25 protein-coding genes are annotated in these 23,480 nt (G+C 67.3%); 8 read left to right on the top strand and 17 right to left on the bottom strand.

Annotated features, from left to right (window positions below):
* Window positions 1-35: 35 nt before the first annotated feature.
* The 3 genes from HELO_RS04595 to HELO_RS04585 all read right to left on the bottom strand — a co-directional run bounded on the left by HELO_RS04595 (window position 36) and on the right by HELO_RS04585 (window position 3,840).
* Complete coding sequence (locus HELO_RS04595) at window positions 36-1,835, bottom strand: SLC13 family permease (RefSeq protein WP_013331613.1); 1,800 nt, start codon at window positions 1,833-1,835, stop codon at window positions 36-38.
* A 94-nt stretch (window positions 1,836-1,929) separates the two neighbouring features.
* Window positions 1,930-2,499, bottom strand: coding sequence for a carboxymuconolactone decarboxylase family protein (locus HELO_RS04590; RefSeq protein WP_013331612.1), 570 nt, complete (start codon window positions 2,497-2,499; stop codon window positions 1,930-1,932).
* Window positions 2,500-2,511: 12 nt separating this feature from the next.
* Window positions 2,512-3,840 carry an aspartate aminotransferase family protein gene (locus HELO_RS04585; protein ID WP_013331611.1) on the bottom strand — a complete coding sequence of 443 codons (1,329 nt, stop codon included), beginning with the start codon at window positions 3,838-3,840 and terminating at the stop codon, window positions 2,512-2,514.
* A gap of 158 nt (window positions 3,841-3,998) precedes the next feature.
* Here HELO_RS04585 and HELO_RS04580 point away from each other — a divergent pair, with 158 nt between their 5' ends.
* Complete coding sequence (locus tag HELO_RS04580) at window positions 3,999-4,904, top strand: MurR/RpiR family transcriptional regulator (RefSeq protein ID WP_013331610.1); 906 nt, start codon at window positions 3,999-4,001, stop codon at window positions 4,902-4,904.
* Window positions 4,905-4,937: 33 nt separating this feature from the next.
* Here the strand turns inward: HELO_RS04580 and HELO_RS04575 are convergent, their stop codons facing one another.
* Window positions 4,938-5,915 (bottom strand): NADPH:quinone reductase, encoded by a 978-nt coding sequence (locus HELO_RS04575; RefSeq protein ID WP_013331609.1) that lies wholly within the window; start codon window positions 5,913-5,915, stop codon window positions 4,938-4,940.
* Window positions 5,916-6,103: 188 nt separating this feature from the next.
* Here HELO_RS04575 and azu point away from each other — a divergent pair, with 188 nt between their 5' ends.
* Window positions 6,104-6,571, top strand: a complete 468-nt coding sequence (gene azu, locus HELO_RS04570) for an azurin (RefSeq protein ID WP_013331608.1) — start codon at window positions 6,104-6,106, stop codon at window positions 6,569-6,571.
* A 66-nt stretch (window positions 6,572-6,637) separates the two neighbouring features.
* Here the strand turns inward: azu and HELO_RS04565 are convergent, their stop codons facing one another.
* The gene (locus HELO_RS04565) at window positions 6,638-7,210 is read right to left on the bottom strand and encodes a hypothetical protein (protein WP_013331607.1); all 573 of its coding nucleotides are present in this window, start codon (window positions 7,208-7,210) and stop codon (window positions 6,638-6,640) included.
* 427 nt (window positions 7,211-7,637) lie between these two features.
* Here HELO_RS04565 and ugpB point away from each other — a divergent pair, with 427 nt between their 5' ends.
* The 5 genes from ugpB (at window position 7,638) to HELO_RS04540 (ending at window position 12,634) form a co-directional block, all read left to right on the top strand.
* Window positions 7,638-8,954 carry a sn-glycerol-3-phosphate ABC transporter substrate-binding protein UgpB gene (gene ugpB, locus HELO_RS04560; RefSeq protein ID WP_013331606.1) on the top strand — a complete coding sequence of 439 codons (1,317 nt, stop codon included), beginning with the start codon at window positions 7,638-7,640 and terminating at the stop codon, window positions 8,952-8,954.
* Window positions 8,955-9,022: 68 nt separating this feature from the next.
* The gene (gene ugpA, locus HELO_RS04555; RefSeq protein WP_109637607.1) at window positions 9,023-9,898 is read left to right on the top strand and encodes a sn-glycerol-3-phosphate ABC transporter permease UgpA; all 876 of its coding nucleotides are present in this window, start codon (window positions 9,023-9,025) and stop codon (window positions 9,896-9,898) included.
* A gap of 18 nt (window positions 9,899-9,916) precedes the next feature.
* Window positions 9,917-10,762 (top strand): sn-glycerol-3-phosphate ABC transporter permease UgpE, encoded by an 846-nt coding sequence (ugpE, locus tag HELO_RS04550; protein ID WP_013331604.1) that lies wholly within the window; start codon window positions 9,917-9,919, stop codon window positions 10,760-10,762.
* A gap of 28 nt (window positions 10,763-10,790) precedes the next feature.
* The gene (locus HELO_RS04545) at window positions 10,791-11,906 is read left to right on the top strand and encodes a sn-glycerol-3-phosphate import ATP-binding protein UgpC (protein ID WP_013331603.1); all 1,116 of its coding nucleotides are present in this window, start codon (window positions 10,791-10,793) and stop codon (window positions 11,904-11,906) included.
* Window positions 11,873-12,634 carry a glycerophosphoryl diester phosphodiesterase gene (locus tag HELO_RS04540; RefSeq protein ID WP_013331602.1) on the top strand — a complete coding sequence of 254 codons (762 nt, stop codon included), beginning with the start codon at window positions 11,873-11,875 and terminating at the stop codon, window positions 12,632-12,634. Before HELO_RS04545 ends, HELO_RS04540 begins: the two co-directional genes overlap by 34 nt.
* Here the strand turns inward: HELO_RS04540 and HELO_RS04535 are convergent.
* From HELO_RS04535 to HELO_RS04500, 8 genes are read right to left on the bottom strand one after another with little or no spacing between them, the layout of a single operon-like run.
* Window positions 12,582-13,382 carry a YiiX/YebB-like N1pC/P60 family cysteine hydrolase gene (locus tag HELO_RS04535; protein ID WP_013331601.1) on the bottom strand — a complete coding sequence of 267 codons (801 nt, stop codon included), beginning with the start codon at window positions 13,380-13,382 and terminating at the stop codon, window positions 12,582-12,584. The two genes, HELO_RS04540 and HELO_RS04535, sit on opposite strands and share 53 nt — an antisense overlap.
* Before the next feature lie 46 nt (window positions 13,383-13,428).
* Window positions 13,429-14,877, bottom strand: coding sequence for a cobyric acid synthase (locus HELO_RS04530; protein ID WP_013331600.1), 1,449 nt, complete (start codon window positions 14,875-14,877; stop codon window positions 13,429-13,431).
* The gene (gene bluB / locus HELO_RS04525; RefSeq protein WP_013331599.1) at window positions 14,877-15,584 is read right to left on the bottom strand and encodes a 5,6-dimethylbenzimidazole synthase; all 708 of its coding nucleotides are present in this window, start codon (window positions 15,582-15,584) and stop codon (window positions 14,877-14,879) included. The genes HELO_RS04530 and bluB overlap by 1 nt, the downstream gene beginning before the upstream one ends.
* Window positions 15,581-16,186: a cob(I)yrinic acid a,c-diamide adenosyltransferase gene (gene cobO / locus HELO_RS04520; protein ID WP_013331598.1), complete on the bottom strand. Its 606-nt coding sequence runs from the start codon at window positions 16,184-16,186 to the stop codon at window positions 15,581-15,583. Before cobO ends, bluB begins: the two co-directional genes overlap by 4 nt.
* A gap of 29 nt (window positions 16,187-16,215) precedes the next feature.
* Window positions 16,216-16,995 (bottom strand): precorrin-6A synthase (deacetylating), encoded by a 780-nt coding sequence (gene cobF, locus HELO_RS04515; protein ID WP_013331597.1) that lies wholly within the window; start codon window positions 16,993-16,995, stop codon window positions 16,216-16,218.
* On the bottom strand, window positions 16,992-17,792 hold the full coding sequence (cobM, locus tag HELO_RS04510) for a precorrin-4 C(11)-methyltransferase (RefSeq protein WP_013331596.1): 801 nt from the start codon (window positions 17,790-17,792) through the stop codon (window positions 16,992-16,994). The genes cobF and cobM overlap by 4 nt, the downstream gene beginning before the upstream one ends.
* Window positions 17,789-18,172, bottom strand: coding sequence for a cobalamin biosynthesis protein (locus HELO_RS04505; RefSeq protein ID WP_013331595.1), 384 nt, complete (start codon window positions 18,170-18,172; stop codon window positions 17,789-17,791). Before HELO_RS04505 ends, cobM begins: the two co-directional genes overlap by 4 nt.
* Complete coding sequence (locus HELO_RS04500; RefSeq protein ID WP_041601911.1) at window positions 18,169-19,392, bottom strand: bifunctional cobalt-precorrin-7 (C(5))-methyltransferase/cobalt-precorrin-6B (C(15))-methyltransferase; 1,224 nt, start codon at window positions 19,390-19,392, stop codon at window positions 18,169-18,171. The genes HELO_RS04505 and HELO_RS04500 overlap by 4 nt, the downstream gene beginning before the upstream one ends.
* A gap of 1 nt (window position 19,393) precedes the next feature.
* Here HELO_RS04500 and HELO_RS04495 point away from each other — a divergent pair, with 1 nt between their 5' ends.
* Complete coding sequence (locus HELO_RS04495; protein ID WP_013331593.1) at window positions 19,394-20,137, top strand: cobalt-precorrin-6A reductase; 744 nt, start codon at window positions 19,394-19,396, stop codon at window positions 20,135-20,137.
* A 44-nt stretch (window positions 20,138-20,181) separates the two neighbouring features.
* Here HELO_RS04495 and cobJ read toward each other — a convergent pair whose 3' ends face one another.
* The 4 genes from cobJ to HELO_RS04475 are packed head-to-tail and all read right to left on the bottom strand — an operon-like array spanning window position 20,182 to window position 23,453.
* Window positions 20,182-20,997 carry a precorrin-3B C(17)-methyltransferase gene (cobJ, locus tag HELO_RS04490; protein WP_013331592.1) on the bottom strand — a complete coding sequence of 272 codons (816 nt, stop codon included), beginning with the start codon at window positions 20,995-20,997 and terminating at the stop codon, window positions 20,182-20,184.
* Window positions 20,994-21,719, bottom strand: coding sequence for a precorrin-2 C(20)-methyltransferase (locus tag HELO_RS04485; RefSeq protein ID WP_013331591.1), 726 nt, complete (start codon window positions 21,717-21,719; stop codon window positions 20,994-20,996). The genes cobJ and HELO_RS04485 overlap by 4 nt, the downstream gene beginning before the upstream one ends.
* On the bottom strand, window positions 21,716-22,345 hold the full coding sequence (locus HELO_RS04480) for a precorrin-8X methylmutase (protein ID WP_013331590.1): 630 nt from the start codon (window positions 22,343-22,345) through the stop codon (window positions 21,716-21,718). The genes HELO_RS04485 and HELO_RS04480 overlap by 4 nt, the downstream gene beginning before the upstream one ends.
* Window positions 22,329-23,453 (bottom strand): cobalamin biosynthesis protein CobG, encoded by a 1,125-nt coding sequence (locus tag HELO_RS04475; RefSeq protein ID WP_232519618.1) that lies wholly within the window; start codon window positions 23,451-23,453, stop codon window positions 22,329-22,331. The genes HELO_RS04480 and HELO_RS04475 overlap by 17 nt, the downstream gene beginning before the upstream one ends.
* Between the last annotated feature and the right edge of the window lie 27 nt (window positions 23,454-23,480).

The following is a 23,480-nucleotide window of genomic DNA, read 5'->3' as shown; positions in this document are numbered from 1 at the left end:
TTGAGCCGGGGCTTTTCGCTGCTGATCGAGGTTTCCTACAAGGGCCACACCAGCAGCACCATCGGTATGGTCACCGCCATCACCACCAGCGATAGCGGCAGCCCCAGCCACCAGTAATCGCCGAAGCGATAGCCGCCAGGCCCCATCACCAGGGTGTTGGATTGATGGCCGATGGGTGTCAGGAAGGCGCAGGAAGCACTTACCGCCACCACCATCAGGAACGGGTCCAGGGAGGCATCGAAGCCCTTGGCCAGGCTCGCCGCGATGGGCGCCATCAGGAGTGCGGCAGCGGCGTTGTTGACCACGTTGGACAGCAAGGTGCTCAGCAGGAAGAGACCCGCCAGGGTCACCACCACCGGCCAGTCGCTGCCCAGCGCCAGCATCGCCTCGGCGATCAAGGCAGCGCCGCCGCTGGTTTCCAGAGCCTGCCCCACCGGAATCATCGCCCCCAGCAGGACGATCACCGGCCCGTCGATGGCCTGATAGCCTTCGCGCAACGGCAGCACGCCCACCAGCAACGAGACCAGGGCCGCCCCGGCCAAGGCCACCGACGAGGGCAACAGATCCAGCACCATGGCCAGGATGGCGACGGTGAAGATGCCCACCGAGACCAGCAGCAGGCGTGGCTGGCCGAGGCTCAGATCGCGCTTGGCCAGCGGCAGGCAGCCCAGGGTCACCAGGCTCTCGGCGAGCTCGCTCTCGCTACCCTGCAGCAACAGTACATCGCCGGGACGAAAACGAATGTCGCGCAGCCGCTGATTGAGCCGGCCACCGTCCCGGGCCACCGCCACCAGATGCAGACCGTACTGGTTATGCAGGCGCAACTGGGCGACGGTACGATTGATCATCATGGAGTCGTTGCGTACCACCGCCTCCACCAGGTGCAGGCCTTCGGTGTCGAAGGTCTCGGCTTCCTCGCTGCTGTCCTCTTGTGCGGACTCGTCATCGGGTTCGGGGCCGACCTCGAGACCGGCCTTGTCCTCGAGCAGCTTCATCTCGTCGGGGCCGGCCTCCACCAGCAGGATATCGCCCTCGTGCAACGCGCCATGAAAGGTATGCCCGGCGTGACGTCGTTCGCCACGCACCACCGCCAGTATCGGGATGGTCTCGTCGATGGCTTCGCGGAGATCGTGCAGGGTCCAGCCTTCCGCCTTGGCTTTTTCCGGCACGCGCAGCTCCACCAGGTAATGGGCGGTATCGAACATCGCCTCGGTGGACGCGCTACCGGCGCGCTTGGGTACCAGCCGCCAGCCCAACAGCACGATGAAGGCCAACCCGCAGAGTGCCACTACGGAGCCGACGGGAAAGAACGAGAACATGCCGAAGCTATCGCCGCCCAGGGAGCCACGATAGCTGGAGATGATGATATTGGGCGGCGTGCCGATCAGGGTAGTCAGCCCGCCCAGCAGCGAACCAAAGGCCAATGGCATCAGCAGCAGCGAAGGCGGGCTGCCATGCTCGCGCGCCATGCGGATCGCCACCGGCAGCATCAAGGCCAGGGCGCCGACATTGTTCATCACCCCGGAGAGCACCAGCACCGTGCCGGTCAATACCAGCAGTTGCAGCAACAGACGATCGCCGACCTTGAGCGCCTGTTCGGCGATCAGGTCGACCAGGCCGGAACGCTCGAACCCGCGACTGAGCACCAGCACCGCCGCCACCGTGATCACCGCCGGATGGCCGAAGCCGAGGAACGCCTCCTCCGCCGGCACCAGGCCCAGCAGTACCGCCGTCAGCAACGCGGCCAGGGCGACGAGGTCATAGCGAAACCGCCCCCAGACGAAGGCGGCCAGGGTCAGGCCCAGAAGCGTGAAGACTAAGGTGCTGTCGGCCATGGCGTTCGGTCATCCCTGACAGAGGCAATGACGTCAGCATAGCGGTATAACAGCCTGAAAGAACACTCCTTCCGCAGCCGTGTCGCGCAAAAGATTACACGGCGGGCGGCTCGTCAAACGGCAGTGGACCGCTGCCGCGACGCACCTCGAAGACATTGAGCGTCATGGCCACCAGGGCGTAGTAGCCGAACACCCCCACCAGCTCGACCACGGCCGGCTCGCCAAAGGCCGACACGGCCTCGGCATAGAGCGCCTCGTCGACGCGACGCGTGGTGTAGAGCGTCCTGCCCAGCCGCACCACCAGCGCTTCGTCGTCGCGTTCGAAGGCCGGCTCGCGACCTTCGCACAGGGCCTCGATCACCGACTCGGCGACGCCGGCCTCGCGGGCGATGGGCTCGTGAATCTGCCATTCCGCCTGAGACTGCCACCAGGCGGCGGTGAACAGGATCGCCAGTTCCGTCAGCCGCCGTTCCAGGCGCGTGCCGTAACGGCAGAAGGCTCCCAGGCGCTGGGCGTGGTCGGCCAGTTCCGGACTGTGAATCCAGGCCAGGAAGGGACCGTCCAGGTTGCCGCGCGGGCCGCCGAGAATGGCATCGAGGACGCGGCGCTGTTGCGGCTCCATCCGTTCCTCGTCCAGCGGCGAGAGGCGGGATTCGATGGTCATGGTCGGGCTCCTTCAGCGGCGTTCGAAGACACGTTTCAGGCTAATGTCGAGCTTGTCGACAATCTCGTCCAGTTGGTACGGCTCGAGAATGAACGGCGGCGCCAGCAGGATATGATCGCCCGACCGGCCGTCGATGGTGCCGCCCATCGGATAGCACATCAGCCCCTCGTCCATGGCCGTGCGCTTGATCTCGGCATGCAGCTTGCGCGACGGATCGAACGGCGTCTTGCCATCGCGCTCCGCCACCAGCTCGAGGCCCCGAAACAGACCGCGCCCGCGGATATCACCGACGTGGGGGTGATCGGCGAAGCGGTCGACCAGACGCTGCTGCAGCCCCTCGCCCAGTTGACGCACCCGGGACAACAGATCGCGCTGCTCGATGGCCCGCTGCACCGCCAGCGCGGCGGCGCAGGCAGTGGCGTGGCCGATATAGGTATGACCGTGCTGAAAGAAACCCGAGCCCTCGGCGATGGCCGAACGGATCCGCTCGCTGACCAGGGTCGCGCCGATCGGCTGATAACCGCCTCCCAGTCCCTTGGCGATGGTCGTCAGATCCGGCACCACGCCCTCCTGCTCGGCGGCGAACAGGCTCCCGGTGCGGCCCATGCCGCACATCACCTCGTCGAGGATCAGCAGGATCCCGTGCCGATCGCAGATCTCGCGCACCCGCTTGAAGTAGCCCGGAACAGCCGGCACCGCGCCGAGCGTCGCGCCGACCACCGGCTCGGCGACGAAGGCCATCACCGTCTCGGGGCCGAGCCGCTCGATCTCGGCCTCCAGCTCCGCGGCCAGGCGCTCGCCATAGGCTTCCGGTGTTTCGCCCGGTGCCTGGTCACGATAGGCATAGCAGGGGCTGACATGGCTCACCTCCACCAGCATCGGCTCGAACTGGCGCCGTCGCCAGGTATTACCGCCGGTGGCCAGCGCGCCCAGGGTGTTGCCGTGATAACTCTGGCGACGCGCGATCAGGTGTTTGCGCTGGGGTTCGCCGCGCTCGAGGAAATACTGACGCGCCATCTTCAGCGCCGCCTCCACCGCCTCGGATCCCCCCGACACGAAATAGACCGATGACAGCCCGGACGGGGCCCGTTCGATCAGGAAGTCGGCCAGCGCCTCCATCGGTTCGCTGGTGAAGAAGGAGGTGTGCGCATAGGCGAGCCGGCCGACCTGCTCGCGGATGGCCTCGATCACCTCGGCGTCGCTGTGGCCCAGGCAAGACACGGCAGCACCCCCGCAGGCATCCAGGTAACGACGCCCCTCGGCGTCGATCAAATAAGGGCCCTCGCCGCCCACGGCGGTGGGATAGTGCTGTTCGAGATGACGGTGGAAGACGTGACTCATGCGACCCTCCCGGGCCATTTATCGCAACAATATTTCCTATAATGTTTATACGGAAATATATTTGCAAATAGAAATCGTACATCACTGACGTCACAGCGCCCCGGGCGCTACAATGCTCCCCGATCAGCGAATGCTTCACGACATCCTCGGAATCCACCATGCCGCCATCCGCCTCTCGTCGCCCCGAAACGCTTGGAGACCTCGAGTGCCTGCTCGCCGACATCGACGATGGCGAGGGCTCGGTACGCCTGGGCAAGCGCTCGCGACACGTGCTGACGGCACTGGTCACCGCTCCCCAGCAAGCAGCGGTCTCCTCGATCAGCGATCTGGCCGAACGCCTGGGCGTCAGCCCCTCCACGCTATCCCGCCTGGCCCAACGCCTGGGATTCGAGGGGTTCACCGGCCTGCAGGCCGTCTTCCGACGCAACGTGACCGAAGGCAAGAGCTTCTACAGCGATCAGGTTTCCCGGCTGCTGGACGGCGATGGCAACGATGATGGCCAGGCCCGGTTGTCCCGCCTGGGACGCCAGGAATGCGCCAATATCGGCGACATGGTGGCAGGGATCGATGGAGAGGCCTTCGCGCAGGCCGCCGCAATGCTGGTCGAGGCACGCCGCGTGAGAGTCCACGGCATGCGTCAGTTCGCTTCGCTGGCTTCCTTCATGGCCTATGGTCTGGGCATGCTGCGCCCGGACGTGGCGCCGCTCGATGCCGCGCGTCATGGTGTCGCGGACGCCCTGGCCCAGCTCGACGAAGGCGACGTGCTGGTGGTGGCAAGCTGCTTTCCCTATACCCCAAGCGTGCTGGCCACCGCCGAGGTAGCGGCCCGCCAGGGCATTCGCCTCATCGCCCTGACGGACTCCACGAGCTCTCCCCTCGCCAAGGTGGCTCACTACACCTTTCCCGTGCCCAACCACAGCCTGTTCTTCAGCAACAGCATGTGCGCCTTCATGCTGCTGGCGGAGGGACTGTTGAGCGAGGCGGCGAGCCAGCTGGGGGATGCCGGACTCGCCGCACTGAAGCGACGCGAACGCTTGATCGGCGAGCTCGACACCTCGCTGTGACGCCGCCCCGAAGCGCTCCCAACGCTCGGCGCGTCAGGGCAACAGGATGGTGGAACCGGTGGTCTGGCGTCCGGCCAGCGCCTCCTGGGCCTTGCCCGCCTCGGCGAGCGGGAAACGCTGGGCGATGTCGATCTTCACCTCGCCGCTCTCCAGCATGGCGAACAGGTCGGCGCACATGCTTTCCAGGCGCTCGCGCGTATCGGCATAGCCGTTGAGGCTCGGCCGCGTCACGTAGAGCGCCCCCTTCTGGTTGAGGATACCGATGTTGACGCCCTCGACCGGCCCCGAAGCATTGCCGAAGCTGACCATCAGGCCGCGCTTCTTCAGGCAATCCAGCGAGGTCTCCCAGGTATCCTTGCCGACCGAGTCGTAGACCACGTCGCACATCTCGCCACCGGTCAGCTCGCGCACCCGCTCGACGACATCCTCACGGGTATAGTCGATAGTCGCCCAGGCCCCATTGTCCCTGGCCAGAGCCGCCTTCTCGGGCGAACTGACCGTGCCGATCAGCTTCACGCCGAGCGCCCTGGCCCACTGACAGGCAATCGAGCCCACGCCGCCGGCGGCCGCATGGAAGAGAATGGTCTCGACGCCCTCGAGCCGGTAGGTCTGGCGCAGCAGATACTGCACGGTCAGCCCCTTGAGCATCGACGCCGCCGCGGTCTCGCAATCGACCCCGTCGGGAAGTACCACGACCTTGTCGGCCGGCACGACGTGCTGCTCGGCATAGGCGCCGAGAGGCCCCTGGGCATAGGCCACCCGGTCTCCCACCGCCAGATGGTCGACGCCATCGCCCACGGCCTCGACGGTCCCGGCCCCCTCGGTGCCCAGGCCTGAGGGCAGGGAAGGCACAGGATAGAGACCGGTTCTAAAATAGATATCGATGAAGTTCAGGCCGACAGCCTGATGACGGATTCGCACTTCACCGGCTTGCGGCTCGACCGGAGAGGCATCGACGAACTCGAGCACCTCCGGGCCACCGGTACGGGAAAATTCGATACGCTTGGCCATGGGACGCATTCCTTATGCCGCTAATGAACGGGAGACCCAGTCAAGCGTTATGCTGGCAGCGGGTCAAGTCGAGCGTTGCTGGCATGCAGTCCGAAGTCGCTTGACAGATCCAATTGGCTACAAAAGAATGAGCGTTGTGTATACAGAAATACAACCTCATTGACGACACACCCAACAGGAGCGTCATCATGAAAATCACCTGGATGTTGACCGCCGTCGGCCTCGCGGCCGCCCTGACCAGCGCCCCGACCTTTGCCGCCGACGACGAGGCCTGCGAGCTGACCGTCAAGAGCAACGATCAGATGCAGTTCGATACCGACTCGCTGAGCGTACCCGCCAGCTGCGAGACGGTCACGCTGACCCTGGAGCACACCGGCTCGATGAAGGCCAACGTGATGGGCCACAACTGGGTGCTCTCCTCCACCGAGGATGCCCAGGCCCTGTCCCAGGAAGGCATGAAGGCCGGACTGGAAAATGACTACCTGCCGGCCGACGACGACCGCGTCATCGCCAACACCGAGGTCATCGGCGGCGGCGAAAGCACCAGCATCGAGTTTTCCACCGAAGGGCTGGCAGGCCGCGACCTGACCTTCTTCTGCTCCTTCCCCGGCCACTTCGCCGCCATGCAAGGCACCTTCACCGTCACCGAGGAGTAACTTCCCTTTCGTGAAGGTAGACCGCGATGCCCGGCTTGTCCGGGCATCGCCTTGTTCGGCCTGACATCATAGAGAAGTGGGAAACGACTCCAGCCCACGAATGAAGCGACGCTTGTAGTCCTCGAAGGCGTCCCGGTCGCGCTTGAAGGATTGTGCCACCGCGTTTTCGTCCACCGTCAGCGTGCGCGGCAGGTCGTCGAGTCCCGAGGCGGGATGCTTGGGGCCGAGCCCGATGTGCACGCCGCTCTTGCCATCGAACCAGCGCTTGATGCCGGCGGCCTCGAAGCGCTGCCGTTGCGCCTCGCTCACGGCATCCACACGCAGGGGCGCACGCAAGGCCAGTTCGGATACCAGGCGTACTGCCGGGTCGGTCGTTCCGTCCTCGGTCAGCGAGGCGAGCTGCATCACATTCATGCCTTCCCCGTTCTCGTCCAGCGCCAGCAGCGCCAACGCCACCGGCTGCGCATCGTCATCGACCAGCGCCAGCACCCGGGCCGCTTCCTGCTTGATCAGAATCCCCAGCACACCGGCAAAGGTCGCCAGCGGCGCGATACCGGCCTGATGGCCATAGACCTCGGCGCACAGCCGTGCCAGGCACGCCTCGCGCTGGGCCTCGTTCTTGACATGCACCACTCTCATCGAATCTTCCTCGTCCTTCACACGCCTCGATATGAGCCGCGCAGCCTATCATATTCACCCACCGGGCTCCCTCTTCCCGGCATAACACCGATAGTGATATCTGCCCGGGGCTGATCCGTCGACAAGCCTACGAGGAGGCGCTGTAAATACCTCCCTGTACGCTACCGACGCCTTCCGTGGCGTCGGACCTCCTCTTCGGCTTGTCCCCGGCGCCCCGCAACAGGTTCAACCGCGATAACCCGGCATAGAGCGGCTTTTCCGTCTTATCTTTTCTCCTTCGCCCCCGCAGCATGGCGCCCCTCGACAGCGTGATCTAGCTTTCATGGAGTTGTCATCGCCATGACCTAATGTGCCAAGGCCCGATTGCCCAGGCCGTTGCAGGCTCGGGCTTCCTCGATGCAAGACTCGACCCGACAAGGAGACAACGATGTCGCGTATCCACGCAGGAGCACTGACCCTCGGAATGGCCGCCGCCGGCCTGTCGCTTTCCGCCCAGGGCGCCACCGAGATCGCCTGGTGGCACGCCATGGGCGGCGAGCTGGGCAACAAGGTCGACGAGATCGCCGCGAACTTCAACGAGACCCAGGACGACTACGTCGTCAAGCCCTCGTTCCGTGGCAACTACTCAGAAACCATGACCAGCGCCATCGCCGCCTTCCGTGCCAATGAGGCACCGGCCATCGTGCAGATCTACGAGGTCGGCACCGCCACCATGATGAATGCCGAGGGCGCCATCGTGCCGGTACACGAGTTGATGGCCGAATCGGGCCTCGATTTCGATCCGGATGCCTTCCTGCCTGCCGTGACCGGCTACTACACCACCAGCGACGGCCAGATGCTTTCCATGCCGTTCAACTCCTCGACGCCGGTGGTCTACGTCAATCGCGACATCCTCGCCGAGGCCGGCGTGGACGAGGTACCGGCCACCTGGGAAGGTCTCGGCGAAACCCTCGGCCAGATCGTCGACTCCGGCGCCGCCGAATGCGGCATGACCACCACCTGGCCCTCCTGGATCCAGCTCGAGAACTTTTCCGCACGCCATGACCTGCCCTTCGCCACCGAAGAGAACGGCTTCGGCGGCCTGGACGCCCGGCTGACTATCAACGAGACCGCCGTCGTCGACCACATCCAGCGCCTGACCGACTGGCAGCAGGACGGCCGTTTCGATTACCGCGGTCGCTTCGACGAGGCCGCACCGGCCTTCTACACCGGCCGATGCGCCATGCTGATGGCCTCCTCCGCTTCGCTGGCGGGCGTGCGCGCCAACGCCGAGGATTTCGAATTCTCCGTGGCACCGTTGCCCTACTCGAGCGAACTGATCGACACACCGCAGAACAGCATCATCGGTGGTGCCTCGCTGTGGGCCCTGGCGGGACATAGCGACGAGGTCTACCAGGGCGTCGCCGAATTCTTCGACTACCTCTCCTCCGCCGAGGTCCAGGCCGACTGGCACCAGTTCTCGGGTTACCTGCCGATCACCGAGGCCGCCTACGAACTCGGCCAGGAGCAGGGCTTCTACGCAGACAACCCCGGCAGCGCCGTGTCCATCGAGCAGATGACCGGCGTCACCCCCACGCCCAACTCCAAGGGAGTGCGTCTGGGCAACATGCCGCAGATCCGTGACGTGGTCGAGGAGCAGTTGGAGAAGATCTTCAACGGCGATGTCGGCGTCCAGGAAGGCATGGACGAAGCCGTGCAGCAGAGCAACGAGTTGCTGGAACGCTTCCAGCAAGCCAACGGCTGAAGCAAGCGCACCCTCGCCGGAACGCCCCGGGCGTTCCGGCCCTTTCTTGATAGCCACGACGGATGACCATGGCGACTTTCCAACGTCACCGCCTCACACCCTGGATACTGCTGGCCCCACAGTTGGCCATCGTTGCAGTCTTTTTCTTCTGGCCGGCCGCCCAGGCCGTGCTCCAGGCTTTCTACGTCGAAGATCCCTTCGGCCTCGGCCGCACCTTCGTCGCCTTCGAGAACTTCACTCGCGTACTCGCCTCGGCGGAGTATTACCGGGCGCTCGGCATCACCGTCGCCTTCAGCATCGGCGTGGCGCTCGGCGCCATGGCGCTCGCGCTGTTGCTGGCGGTGCTCGCCGACCGGGTGATCAAGGGTGCCCACGCCTACAAGACGCTGTTGATCTGGCCTTATGCCGTGGCGCCGGCGGTAGCCGGCGTGCTGTGGATGTTCATGCTCGACCCCGAGCTCGGCCTGGTCAGCGCTTGGCTCGGCACGCTCGGTATCGACTGGAATCACCAGCTCAACGGCGGCCAGGCCATGACCCTGGTGGTGATGGCCTCGGTCTGGAAGCAGATGAGCTACAACTTCGTGTTCTTCCTGGCCGGGTTGCAGGCCATCCCGAGAAGCCTGCTGGAGGCGGCGGCCATCGACGGCGCCGGCCCCTGGCGACGCTTCTGGACCATCACCTTTCCCTTGCTGTCGCCGACCAGCTTCTTTTTGCTGGTGATGAACAGCGTCTACGCCTTCTTCGAGACCTTCGGCACCATCGACGCCACCACCGCCGGCGGTCCCGGCGGCGCCACGCGAACGCTCGTCTACAAGGTTTTCGAGGATGGCTTCGTCGGCTACGACCTGGGTTCAAGCGCCGCCCAGTCGGTACTGCTGATGCTGCTGGTGGGCCTGCTGACCCTGCTGCAGTTCCGCTATCTCGAACGCAAGGTACAGTACTGATTCCGGAGAACATCGACGATGCGCTACCGCCGTCCCGGCCTCGACATCGCCAGCCATGCCGTGCTGATCCTGGCCCTGCTCGCCTTCTGCCTGCCGGTGTGGCTGGCCTTCACCGCCGCCACCCACGACCAGGCCTCGCTGTACACCGGCACCGCGCCGCTGTGGTTCGGCGATCAGGGCCTCGACAACTTCCGCAGCGTGCTCAGCGAGCCGGTGTCCCGGCTGGGTACCGATGTGACCCGGCTGCTGCTCAACTCCACGGTCATGGCACTGGGCATCGCCTGCGGCAAGATCCTCATCGCCATTCTGGCCGCCTACGCCATCGTCTTCTTCCGCTTTCCCCTGCGCCGGCTGTGCTTCTGGTTGATCTTCATCACCCTGATGCTGCCGGTGGAGGTGCGCATCATGCCCACCTACAAGATAGCGGCCGACCTCAACCTGCTGAATTCCTATGCTGGGTTGATCCTGCCGCTGATCGCCAGCGCCACCGCGACCTTCCTGTTCCGCCAGTTCTACCTCACCGTGCCGCCGGAGCTGCTCGAGGCAGCGCGGGTCGACGGCGCCGGTCCCTGGCGCTTTCTCAAGGACATCCTGCTGCCGCTGTCGACGACCAACATCGCTGCGCTGTTCGTGATCATGTTCCTCTACGGCTGGAACCAGTATCTCTGGCCGCTACTGATCACCACCGAGTCGGATTACATGACGATCGTGGTCAGCCTCAAGCGCCTGCTTTCCTCGGCCGACAACCTGGTGCCCTGGCAAGCCGTCATGGCCACCGCCCTGCTGGCCATGCTGCCGCCGGTCGCGGTGATCGTGCTGATGCAGCGCTACTTCGTTAAAGGGCTGGTCGACGCCGAGAAATGACCGCTTCACTGAATGGATTGAATCTCCCATGGCAACCCTGAGTCTGGACGCCCTGAGCAAGACCTATCCCAATGGCTTCAAAGCCCTGCACGGCATCGACCTGGCGATCAACGACGGTGAGCTGATCGTGGTGGTCGGCCCTTCGGGATGCGGCAAATCCACCCTGCTGCGCATGCTCGCCGGCCTGGAATCGATCAGCGGTGGCGAGCTCGCCATCGACGGCCGGCGCGTCAACGACCTGGAGCCCGCCGAGCGTGATATCGCCATGGTGTTCCAGAATTACGCCCTCTACCCGCACATGAGCGTGGCCGACAACATGGGCTATGCCCTGAAGAACCGCGGCGTGCCCAAGGCCGAGCGCCGACGGAAAGTCGAGGAAACCGCACGGCTGATCGGCCTCGAGGCATTGCTCGACCGGCGTCCCCGCCAGCTCTCCGGCGGCCAGCGCCAGCGCGTGGCCATGGGCCGCGCCATCGTGCGCGAACCCAAGGTGTTCCTGTTCGACGAGCCGCTCTCCAACCTCGACGCCAAGTTGCGCGTGCAGATGCGCATCGAGATCCGCCGCCTCCAGAAACGCCTGGGCGTCACGGCCGTCTACGTCACCCACGACCAGGTCGAGGCCATGACCCTGGCCGATCGCCTGGTGGTGATGAACGGCGGGCATATCGAACAGGTGGGCACGCCGATGCATCTCTACGAACGTCCCGCCAGTCGCTTCGTGGCAGGCTTCATCGGTTCGCCGGCGATGAACTTCCTCGACGCCCGCCGGGCCGATGGCGCCCTGGCGCTGCCCTGCGGCACACGCATCGCGACATCGCATGAAGTCCACGATGACGCCGTGTGCCTGGGCATTCGTCCCGAGCATCTCTCACGGGTCAGCGAGGCCGACGATACGACCCTGACCACTCGGGTCGAGCTGGTCGAGCCACTGGGCGCCGATACCCTCGCTCACGTCAGACTCGACGGTCAGGAGGAACCGCTGGTGGCACGCCTCGACGGTGTCCAGCCGGTGGCCGAAGGCGATACGCTGTACCTGCGGCCCGACGCCAGCCGCCTGCACCTCTTCGACCTCGACACCGGTCGACGACTCGATGACAAGGACATCCACTCATGCCCCAGCAGCCACTCGCCCCACCTCGCCTGATCGCTCATCGCGGCCTCTCCGCCCGGGCGCCGGAAAACACCCTGGCCGCCGTGCGCGCGGCCCATGAGGCCGGTTGCCACTGGGTCGAGCTGGACGTGCAACTGCTCGGTGACGGTACTCCGGTGATCTGGCACGACCGGGATGTCAGCCGCTGCAGCAACGGGCGCGGCCGACTGGTCGACCTGGACATCGCCCGGGCCGGGCAACTCGACGCCGGTGGCTGGTTCGCCGCTGAGTTCGCCGGCGAGCCCATGGCGACCCTGGAACGCATGCTGACGCTGATCGACGAACTGGCGCTGGGCCTCAACCTGGAACTCAAGGTCAACCGTGGCCGCGATCCCGAGACTCTGGTCGAGCGTGCCCTGCCACCACTGCTCGAGGCCCTGCCCGCCGAGCGGCTGATCGTCTCGTCCTTCAATGCCAGCGCCCTGGCCCACGCACGGCGCCAGGCGCCCGCCGAGCGTCTTCCCCTGGGGGCGCTGTTCGAACGGGTACCCCGCGACTGGGCCGCCCGCTGTGCCGCCATCGATGCCTACAGCGTGCACGCCGACTGGCGCCGCCTGCGCGCGCCTCGCGCCCATGACATCGTCCAGTCCGGCCATGCGCTGCTGTGTTACACGGCCAACGACCCGGCAGCCTTCGCCACGCGCTGGGAGTGGGGCGTGCATGGCGTGATCAGTGACGATCCTTCGCGTTTTGCGGTGCATCGAGCCCATCATCCGGCGTGACCTGCGTATCCCCCCAGATCAGCCGACGGTAGTCGAAGTGCGCGTCCAGGGTCGGCTTGATGACCTGGAAGTAAGGCGACACATCGAAGTCACGCGGCACGAAGTGGGAGAAATGCCTGGGATAGAGCACTTCGATCTCGCAGCCCCAGCAACCGGGATCCAGCGACTGGGCCGGCGCGACTCGCGGCAGGATCGGATAGCGAATCGACTGGAAGGCCTGGGCGATCAGGGTGGAACAGATCGCCCGGGTCGGATCGCCGCTACCGAAGGCCAGCATACGGCGCCGCCAGCGCATCGGCACCGGCGGCTCCGGCAGCAGATAGCGCGCCAGGTCGACGATGTTGCGCATGTCGTAACGATACCCCAGGCGCTGCCCCGCGTGATCGATCACCGCCTGTCTGTCCTCATCGTTCAGTCCTACCGGCCGACAGATGCGGCAGTGCTGCCCGGCGAAGTCGTCCAGGCCGATACGGCGCACGCCTTCGCGGATATCGACCTCGATCAGGCCGTGTTCGCCACCTCCCGCCTGGGCGTAGGCCTCGCCCACATAGAGGGCGGCATGTGACCAGGTCGATTGCGTCAGGTACTTGATCGCCGTGCTGATCCGGGTATTGCCCTCGACCAGCAGAACATCGCCCGGCGCGATACAGGCCGCCAACTGCTCGAGATTCACGGGCGTCAGCGACCGTGCACCGGGCAAGGGCTGACTCAGGTAATGGCTCAACCATTTGCCGAGATATCCGAGCATCCCCATCCTCCCGCTGACCATGGCATTCTTCTCACCATAGCCAAGCCTACACGTCGAAGAGTTTCACGATAGCCGCCATATCCAGATGCTCCTCGATGGCATCCGCCAGACGATCGAGCTGCTGCTCGCGGTGAACGCGAAGATCCACCGCCCCCTCGACTCGCAGGCCGAGCCGCTCGAGCAATGCCGTACAGGCCGATGCCTCATCGAACAGCCCGTGCAGGTAGGTGCCGAGCACCTGGCCATCGTCGCTGATCGCACCATCCGGCCCGTCGTCGAGGTCGATCAGCGGCCGCGCCAGCGCCGGTCCCTCACTGACGCCATTGTGAATCTCGTAGCCGGACACTGCGATCTTCCCGCCGGCCAATGTTCCCCGCACGTTGCGCAACTGTTTGCCGGCCACCATGCGGGTGCGCATCGGCAGCAGGCCGAGCCCCGGCGTCGTGCCGGCCTCGCCCTCGACGCCCTGCGGATCTTCGATCGCCTCACCGAGCATCTGGAAACCGCCGCAGATGCCCAGCACCCGGCCGCCGTAGCGCAGATGGCGCTGAATCGCCATCTCCCATCCTTCACGGCGCAACCAGGCCAGGTCGCTGACGGTGCTCTTGCTGCCGGGCAGCAGGATGACGTCGGCGGGTGGAATGGCCTGCCCCGGCCCTACCAGCGTCAACTCGACTCGCGGATGCAGGCGCAGCGCGTCCAGGTCGGTATGATTGCTGATCCGCGGCAACGCCGGCACCACCACCTTCAACCCTGGAGCCTCGGCGGCGCTCTCGGTGAGTCCCAGACCATCCTCGGCGTCCAGCAGCAGTCCGTTCAGATGAGGCAACACGCCGAATACCGGCTTGCCGGAGTGGCCGGTGAGCCACTCCAGTCCCGGCTCGAGCAGCGCGAGATCGCCGCGAAAACGATTGATGACAAAGCCCCGGGTCCGGGCCCGCTCGCTGTCGCTGAGCAGCTCGAGCGTACCCACCAGTTGGGCGAAGACTCCGCCCCGGTCGATATCGGCGGCCAGCAGTACCGGACAATCGACTGCCTCGGCGAAGCCCATGTTGGCGATGTCGTTCTGGCGCAGATTGATCTCGGCGGGACTCCCCGCCCCCTCGACGATCACCGCATCGAAACGGCCCGAAAGACGCTCCCAGGCAGCCAGCACTGTTTCCCGGGCCTGGCGCTTGAAGGCGTGATAATCCAGGGCATCCATATGCCCATGGACACGACCGTCGAGAATCACCTGAGCGCCGCGATCGGTCTCGGGCTTGAGCAGCACGGGGTTCATGTCGCAATGCGGCGCCAGGCCACAGGCCAGCGCCTGCAGGGCCGTGGAACGCCCTATCTCGCCGCCGTCGGGTGTCACCGCGCTGTTGAGTGCCATGTTCTGCGGCTTGAAAGGCGCCACCGAGACGCCGCGCCGGGCCAGGGCGCGACACAGCCCGGCGACGATGGTGCTCTTGCCGGCATCCGAGGTAGTGCCCTGGATCATCAGTGTCTTCATCACTCGCCCTCCCGGGACGCGAGCGCCTCGAACAGCGCCGGCTCTTCCGCCACTGCGCCCCAGCCGTTGCCGTGTACCCGCTCGGCGAGCGGCAGACGCTGGCGCCAGCCGGCCCGGGCCAGCTCGGGCTGGTCGTGGAAGTCGTCCACATAGCCCAGGCACAGGTAGGCGAGCGGGTAGACATTCTCCGGCAAGCCCAGAACCTCGGTCAGTTCATTCTGATCGAGGATACTGACCCAGCCCACGCCGATGCCCTCGGCCCGGGCCGCCAGCCACAGGTTCTGGACCGCCAGGCAGGTGCTGAACAGGTCCGTTTCGATGATGCTCTGGCGCCCCAGCACGTGCTCGCCGCCGCGGCTGCGGTCGCAGGTGATGCACAGGTTGAGCGGGCTCTCGAGGATGCCCTCGAGCTTGAGGCGACGATACAGCGCGCCACGCTCGCCGGTATGTGCCTCGGCGGCCTTGGCGTTCTCGCGTTCGAAGATGGCATGCACGCGCTCGCGCACCGTGCGGTCGTCGATCAGCAGGAAGTCCCAGGGCTGCATGAAACCCACCGAGGGCGCGTGGTGGGCGGCCTCGAGCAGGCGTGCCAGCACCTCGGGCGGGATCGGCTCCGGGCGGAACTGGGCGCGCACGTCGCGGCGCTCGAAGATGGCCCGGTAGAGGCCCTCGCGCTGCACCTCGGGGAAGGCATGATCGGATATCATAACTCGACGCCTTTCTGAGCCTTTATGCCCTGCTCCTTGAAGGCGTGCTTGACCACCTTCATCTCGGTCACGGTGTCGGCCAGCTCGATCAGTGCCTCGGGGGCATGGCGGCCGGTGACCACCGCGTGCTGCATCGGCGGGCGGGCCTGGAGGTCGTCGAGCACCCGGTCGAGTTCCAGGTAGCCATGGCGCAGGGCAATGTTGAGTTCGTCGAGCAGCACCAGTGCATAGCTAGGGTCGTCGAGCATGCGTCGGGCCTCTGCCCAGGCGGCCTCGGCAGCGCGGATATCGCGCTCGCGGTCCTGGGTGTCCCAGGTGTAGCCCTCGCCCATGACGTGATAGTCCACACCCGGCTGCTGGCGATAGAAGGCTTCCTCGCCGGTCTGGAACTTGCCCTTGATGAACTGCACCACGCCGACCTTCATGCCGTGGCCCAGGGCACGGGCGAGCATGCCGAAGCCGGAGCTGCTCTTGCCCTTGCCAGGGCCGGTCAGCACCAGCAGCACACCCTGCTCCTTGTCGGCGGCAGCGATCCGCTCGTTCATGATCTTCTGCTTGTGGGCCATGCGCGCCGCATGACGCTCGGGGTCGACGTGCTTCATTGGAGGCTCCATGAGTCGGTGTAATGGTTTCAGCCGGGCATTCGTGACAACAGCGGCGTGCGTGCCAACAGATAGACGTCCATGATCCAGCCGTGCCGCTCGCGCAGCGCGGCGCGACGCTCGACGATGGCCGGCCCCACCTCGGCCAGCGGGCCGTCGATCAGGCATTGCTTGTCCATACCCAGATAGGCACCCCACCAGATATGCAACCCCTCCGGGGCCAGCGCCTGGAAGGCACCACCGGCATCCAGCATCACCGCCACGCTGGCGGCGTCCTCGGGCCAGCCGCGCTCGCGCAGGCGCCGCCCGGTGGTGATCTGCACCGGCTCGGCCAGGGCATTCAAGGGGATGCGGTGCTCGGCGGTCAGCACCTGCAGGCTGGTGATGCCCGACACCACCTCCACTTCGACGCCCTGCCCCGGCAGCTCCAGACGCTCGGCGATGCGCAGGCTGCTGTCGTAGAGCGAAGGATCGCCCCAGATCAGCATGGCGGCCCTCCCGCCCTGCGGCAGGTGGCACGAAATCTGCTCGCGCCACGTCTCGGCGATCGCCGCATGCCAGTCGTCCACCGCGCCCAGGTAGTCATCGCGCCTGTCGCGGCGCGGCAGGTCGAACTCCACGACTCGAGATAGCGCGGCCTCGTCCAGCAGGTTGCGGCACAGCAACCGGCGCAGGTCGACCAGGTCCGAGCGCGCCTCGCCCTTGCGCGGCAGCAGGATCAGCTCCGCCGCCTGTAGCGCGCGAACGCCGGCCAGGGTGACGTGCTCGGGATTGCCGGTGCCAATGCCGATCAACGAGAGATGGATCATGGCGTCTCCCGCTGCTCGTCCGCATGGGCGAAAGGCGAGTCCGCCGACTGCGGCCGGAAGCGGCGGTCATAGCCGATCGCGTAGAGACGACTGTCGTCGAAGTCTTCGCTTTCCAGCGCCGGCCCGACCAGGATCAGCGCCGTACGGTTCATGGCCGGATCGAGCCGCGCGGCGATGCTCTCCAGCCGCCCGCGGATCACCTTCTGGTCGGGCCAACTGGCTCGCCAGACGATGGCCACCGGACAGTCATCACCGTAGAAAGGCGCCAGCTCCGCCACCACATGATCCAGATTATGGATGGACAGGTGGATCGCCAGGGTCGTGCCGGTACGCGCGAAGTTGGCCAGCGTCTCGCCGTCCGGCATGGCGCTGGCGCGGCCCGGCGTGCGGGTCAATACCACGGATTGCGCCACGCCCGGCAGCGTCAGCTCCTGGCCCAGGGTGGCGGCTGCCGCGGCAAAGGCGGGCACCCCGGGCGTGATGGCGTAGGCAATGCCCTGCTCGCGCAGCCGGCGCAACTGCTCGCCCATGGCCGACCACACCGAGAGATCCCCGGAGTGCAGCCGGGCCACATCCTGCCCCGCAGCGTCGGCGCGGGCCATCTCGTCGATGATCTCGTCGAGCGACAATGGTGCGGTGTTGACGACCCGGGCGCCTGCCGGGCAATGCGCGAGGATCGCCTCGGGCACCAGCGAGCCAGCGTAGAGACACACCGGGCAGGCCGCGATGAGATCCCGTCCGCGCAGCGTCAGCAGATCCGGCGCGCCGGGGCCGGCACCGATGAAATGAATGGTCATGTCGTATCTCCTGTCGTCGCCTCACGCACCACCGCCACCGCGGCGGTCGCCCGTCGATCCGTCGAAATCAGCCGGGGGCCGAGCAACCTCGCCCCGGGCCCCGCCGCCAGCAGCGCCACGGCCTCGGCAACGCTGCCCGTACCGCGGGCCTGACGGCTGTGTCGGGAATCGGTGAGGGTGGCGACCGAGGTCAGGTCGACGTCGGCCACGCTCAGGGTCGCGATGCCCCGCGATGCGCCCAGTGCCTGCACCAGCGGGTGCATGGGCTCGGTCGCCGCCAGCCGCTCGACCGGGCCATGCCGTTTGCAGAGTCGGTCCAGCGCCTCGGCCAGCGAGGCGAGCGTCGCCGAGCGGCGAAAACCGAACCCCGCCACCTTCATCGCACCACCCGCCACTGCACGATGGGATAGGCGGACTTCCAGCCGCGACGCGTGCCGAGGGCGGCTGCCGTGGCCTGCTCCAGGCGCACCAGTTCGCCGCCGACGTGACGCTGCCAGTGGCTCAGCAAGGCTTCCGACTCCAGGGTCACCGCATTGGCCACCAGCCGCGTGCCAGACCGCAAACGCGGCCACAGTGCGGTCAGCAGCGCCTCGGAGAGCCCGCCACCGATAAAGACCGCATCGGGCAACGGCAAATCCTCCGGCGTCTTCCCGTTCAGCATTTCCAGGGCATCGCCCTCGACCACCTCGAGCCAGTCGACACCGAGTTCCCGGGCGTTGTGGCGCGCCCGAGCCGCCCTTTCCGCATTGTGCTCGAGGCCCAGGGCACGGTTGTCCGGATGCGCCAGCAGCCACTCGATGGCGACTGAACCCGAGCCGGTGCCGATGTCCCACAGCCGCTCGCCCGGGGTCGGCGCCAGGGCGGCCAGCGTCATGGCGCGGACCGCCTGCCGGGTGATCTGGCCATCGTGTTCGAACCAGTCGTCCGGCCGCCCGGGAGTCAGCGGCAGCGCCGGCCCGCTACCGTCGACCTCGAGGCCCACCGCCACCGGATGGGTGATATCGGCCGGCAAGGCGGCATCCGCGCGCAGGGCACGCACGCGCTCCTCGATACCGCCCAGCGCCTCCAGCACATGGAGCCGGCTCGCTCCGAAGCCGAAACGCGACAGCAGCCCCACCAGCTCGGCCACCGCCGCACCGTCGCGCAGCAGCACCAGCAGGCGACACCCGCGCTGCAGGTAAGGCCGGATACGCGTCAGCGGCCGGGCATGCAGGCCCAGGCAAGTCACGCTCTCCAACGACCAGCCGAGCGTTGATGCCGCCAGGCTGAAGGTGGAAGGCGACGGCAATGCGCGCCACTCGCCGGCCTCGAGATAGCGCGAGAAGGTCGCGCCGGCGCCGAACCAGAAGGGATCGCCCGAGGCCAGCATCACCACCCGACGGCCACGCTCGGCCAGCAACAGGGGAATGCCGTCGGCGAAGGGCACCGGCCACTCGCGCACCTCGGCGGAAAGCGCCGGCAGCAGACGCAGATGACGTCGCGCGCCGAACACCACCTCGGCGGTCTCCAGCGCCTCGCGGCTTGCCGGCGTCAGCCCCGCCGTGCCACTCTCGCCCCAGCCCAGCACCGTCAGCCAGGGAGCGTCGTCAACGTCCGTCATCATGAAAGTCCTTATCCTGGGCGGTACCACTGAAGCCAGCGCGCTGGCCCGTGCACTCGCCGAGCGCGGGATCCCCGCGCTGTTCAGCTACGCCGGTCGCGTCGCCAAGCCCCGGCCGCAGCCGCTGCCCACCCGCGTTGGCGGTTTCGGCGGCGTGGAAGGGCTGGCCGCCTTTCTCGAGGCAGAGCGCATCACCCACCTGGTCGACGCCACTCATCCCTTCGCCGAGCAGATGAGCCGCAACGCCGTGGCCGCGGCCGAGCGAACGGGCACCGCACTGATCGCCCTGACCCGGCCGCCGTGGGAGCCTCAGCCTGGCGATTGCGGACAGCCAGGCGACCGCTGGCAGCGAGTCGCCAACATCGAGACGGCAGTGGCGGCGCTCACGGGGCCGCCGCAACGGGTACTGCTGGCGATCGGTCGCATGCATCTGGCCGCCTTTGCGGCCCAACCCCAGCATCATTATCTGCTGCGGCTGGTCGACCAGCCCGATAGCCCGCCGCCCCTGCCGCGCCACACCGTTACCGTCGACCGCGGCCCCTTCACCCTGGAGGGCGACCGGGCGCTGCTGCGCGAGCACGGCGTCGAACGCCTGGTGTGCAAGAATGCCGGCGGCGCAGGGGCGGCGGCCAAGCTCGCCGCCGCCCGCCATCTGGGCCTGCCGGTGGTGATGATCGACCGCCCGGCGCTGCCGCCGCGCCGCGAGGCACATGCCGTCGACGACGTCCTGGCCTGGCTGGGATAGAGGGTGCCCACAAATGACTGCGCTCGGCCATGCGGCGTTGAACATCATCGAGTCGCCTCTGATGACGGCGCTGACCTCGGCGTATAGACCCACTCACGCCTTTCGCCCGGGATGCATCGCGTCAGGCTCGAGCCCACCATCACCAGGGTGCGCATGTCGGCCAGCTCCGGCGTCGCCTCGCCCAGGGTAGTGACGTGCAGGCGTTCTTCCGGCGTGGAGACGGCCCGGGCGAACATGATCGGGCGCGCATTGCCGCAGGCCTCGCGCAGCACCGTCAGGGCACGCGCGAAGCCCTCCGGCCGCGAGCGGGAGCGCGGGTTGTAGAAGGCCATGGCGAAGTCGGCCTCGGCGGCCAGGCGCAGGCGCTTCTCGATCAACGTCCAGGGCTTGAGGTTGTCGGAGAGGTTGAGACAGCAGAAATCATGGCCCAGCGGCGCGCCCAGCCGTGCACTGGCGGCCAGCATGGCCGAGACGCCCGGCAGCACCTGGATGTCCAGCGACCGCCACTCGGGGCGCCCCGCCTCCAGCGCCTCGAATACCGCCGCGCCCATGGCGAACACTCCAGGGTCGCCCGAGGAGACGACCGCCACCCGGCGACCCTCGGCGGCCATCTCGAGCGCCTGCTCGGCCCGGCGGATCTCCTCGCGGTTGTCCGAGCCGTGGCGGGTCAGGCCCGGCCGCGGCGCCACCCGCTCGACATAGGGCACATAACCCACCACGTCGGTGGCCTGTTCGAGCACGCCCGAAGCCTCGGGGGTGATCATCGCCTCGCTGCCGGGGCCCAGTCCGACGATCTTCAGCCACCCGCGCGGAACCCGCTCACGTTCGCCAGGCCGTGACCCGGCTTTTGCCTCGCTCATGGTCGCCTCCCGTTGCCGTGAATCAGCAGGATCGAAAAGTACGGCACACGGTCGCCCACGTCGCACAGCGGCACGATCCGTTCCTCGGCCATCGCCGCATACTCGATCAACCAGGCCTCGTCCTCGCGCCCGGCGCTCGCCAGGGCGCGGCGCAGCTTGTCCAGGTGGCGGCCGATCTTCATCACCACCAGGGCGTCAGTGCGGGCGATGCGTTCGACCAGCGTCGCCTCCGGCAGGGTCGCCATCAGCACGGTCAGCACATCGTCGCCCCAGGTCACCGGTCGGCCGGTGGCGGTCCAGGCCGCCGACATGCCGGTGATGCCGGGCACCACCGCGACCGGCACCCGCCCCTGCAATCGGGTGTAGAGATGCATGAAGGAGCCGTAGAAGAAGGGATCGCCCTCGCAGAGCACCACCACGTCCCGGCCCGCCTCGGCGATCTCGGCGAGCTGGGCGACCTGGCGCTCGTAGAAGGCCGACAGCCACTCGTTGTAGCGCGGGTCGTCGAAGGGAATCTCGGTGGTGACCGGATACTCCATCGGCAGCTCGACGGCATCGTCGGCCAGCATGCCCTCGACGATGGTGCGGGCGTGACCGGTGCGGCCCTTCTTGCGGAAATAGGCGACATGGCTGGCACCGCGAATCAGCCGATCGGCGCGCACGCTCATCAGGTCCTGGCTGCCGGGGCCGAGGCCGACCCCGTGGATGGTGCCCCGGCTCATTCGCGGCGATCCGCGATGGCGTTGACGGCGGCCACCGTCACCGCACTGCCGCCGAGTCGTCCGTCGACGATGGCGCAGGGCGCCGCGGCGCTCTCCCACAATGCCTGCTTGGATTCGGCCGCGCCGACGAATCCCACCGGGCAGCCGATGATGGCCGCCGGGCGCGGGCAGTGCGGGTCTTCCAGCATGTTCAGCAAGTGGAACAGCGCGGTCGGCGCATTGCCGATCGCCACCACTGCGCCCGCCAGATGGGGTCGCCACAGTTCCAGGGCCGCCGCCGAGCGGGTGTTGGCCATCTCCCGAGCCAGGCCGGGCACCCGCTCGTCGTGCAGCGTGCAGAGAATGGCGTTGTCCGCCGGCAGACGCTGGCGGGTGATGCCCTCGGCGACCATGCGCGCGTCGCACAGGATCGGCGCACCGCCTTGCAGCGCCGACCGGGCCCGACTCACCACGGCATCGCGGAAGCGGATGTGCGGCGCCAGCGCCACCAGGCCAGCGGCATGGATCATGCGCACGGCCACCGGTTCCTCCTCCGGCGCGAAGCGTGCCAGTTCGGCCTCGCGCCGAATGATGGCAAAGGACTCCCGGTAGATCGCCGGTCCATCGGTTTCATAGACGTGAGGCATCGTGTTTCCCCAGGTATTCGATAACGTCGGTTTCACCAAGGCCGGTCGCGACCGGCGTGTCGTCGGCCCGCCCGTTCAGGATCAGGTCGAAGTGGCCGTCGCGTCCGGTCAGGCAGGCCTCGGCGGGCCGGCCACGGGCACAACTCTTGGCGCAGCCGGAAATATGTACTCGCCCCGGCCTCCGGCCATCGAGGCGTTCGGCCAGCGCCTGGGCCAGCCCGAGGGTCGCCACGCTGGCCTGGGCACAGTGGGGAGCCCCCGGACAGGCATCCATGGCCAGCCGTGGGTCGCGCTCATCGACGATCAGCCCCTCGGCCGGCTCGGCGTCATCGCCTGCGCCTTCCAGCAGCAGGCGCCGCCAGGGGCTGACACGCATACCGGTAACGCCATCGGCGAGCGCGGCGCGCAGCACCGAGGCCGGCGCGCGGCCGAAGGGCAGCCCGACCACCCGGCCGAGGGAATGCTCGCCCAGCGCGAGGCCCGTATCGTCTTCGGCAGTCTCGGCGGGGGCCGTCGTGGCCGGCGCCCAGGCGGGCAACGGCGCGTCGAAGCGCTGCATGCGCCCGGCTCCGAGGCCACCAGCGTCGACGAACCACCAGGCCAGACGCCTCATCAGCGCGACGGCGGTTGCGACGTCGTCGACCGGCGTGCCCAGCTCGCGGCCATCGGCCCTCACCAGCAGTCCACCATCGGCCGAGCGCTCGAGGCGCAGGTCGGCGGAGGCTTCGGTCAGCACCGGCGATGTACCGGCGTCGACGGCCAGCCCCCACTTGTCGGGCAAGGTCGGCCAGGCCTGGAAGCGCTCAAGAAGAAGGCTCGCCGCCCGATGAATGGCGTCGCCGTCGCGCCAGTCCGGGGCAAGCAGCAATGACGGGCGGCGCTCGGCCTCGGCGTCCGGGGCCACCAGGTCGTGCTCGAGCAGAAACGCCATCAACGCGGGCCAGCCAGCTTCGGTGACGCCGCGCAACTGCAGGTTGGCACGGCGGGTCAGCTCGATCAGCCCGCTGCCGAAGGTCTCGGCGGCGTCACACAATGCCAGCGACTGGTCGCGCGTGAGCCGGCCCATTGCGGGGCGCACGCGCACCAGCAGGCCGTCGCCGGTGGCCATGGGCCGCCAGGCTCCGGGGCACCAGCC

Source organism: Halomonas elongata DSM 2581, assembly GCF_000196875.2.
GTDB classification, from domain to species: domain Bacteria; phylum Pseudomonadota; class Gammaproteobacteria; order Pseudomonadales; family Halomonadaceae; genus Halomonas; species Halomonas elongata.
This window is presented reverse-complemented; position numbering and strand designations above follow the sequence as displayed.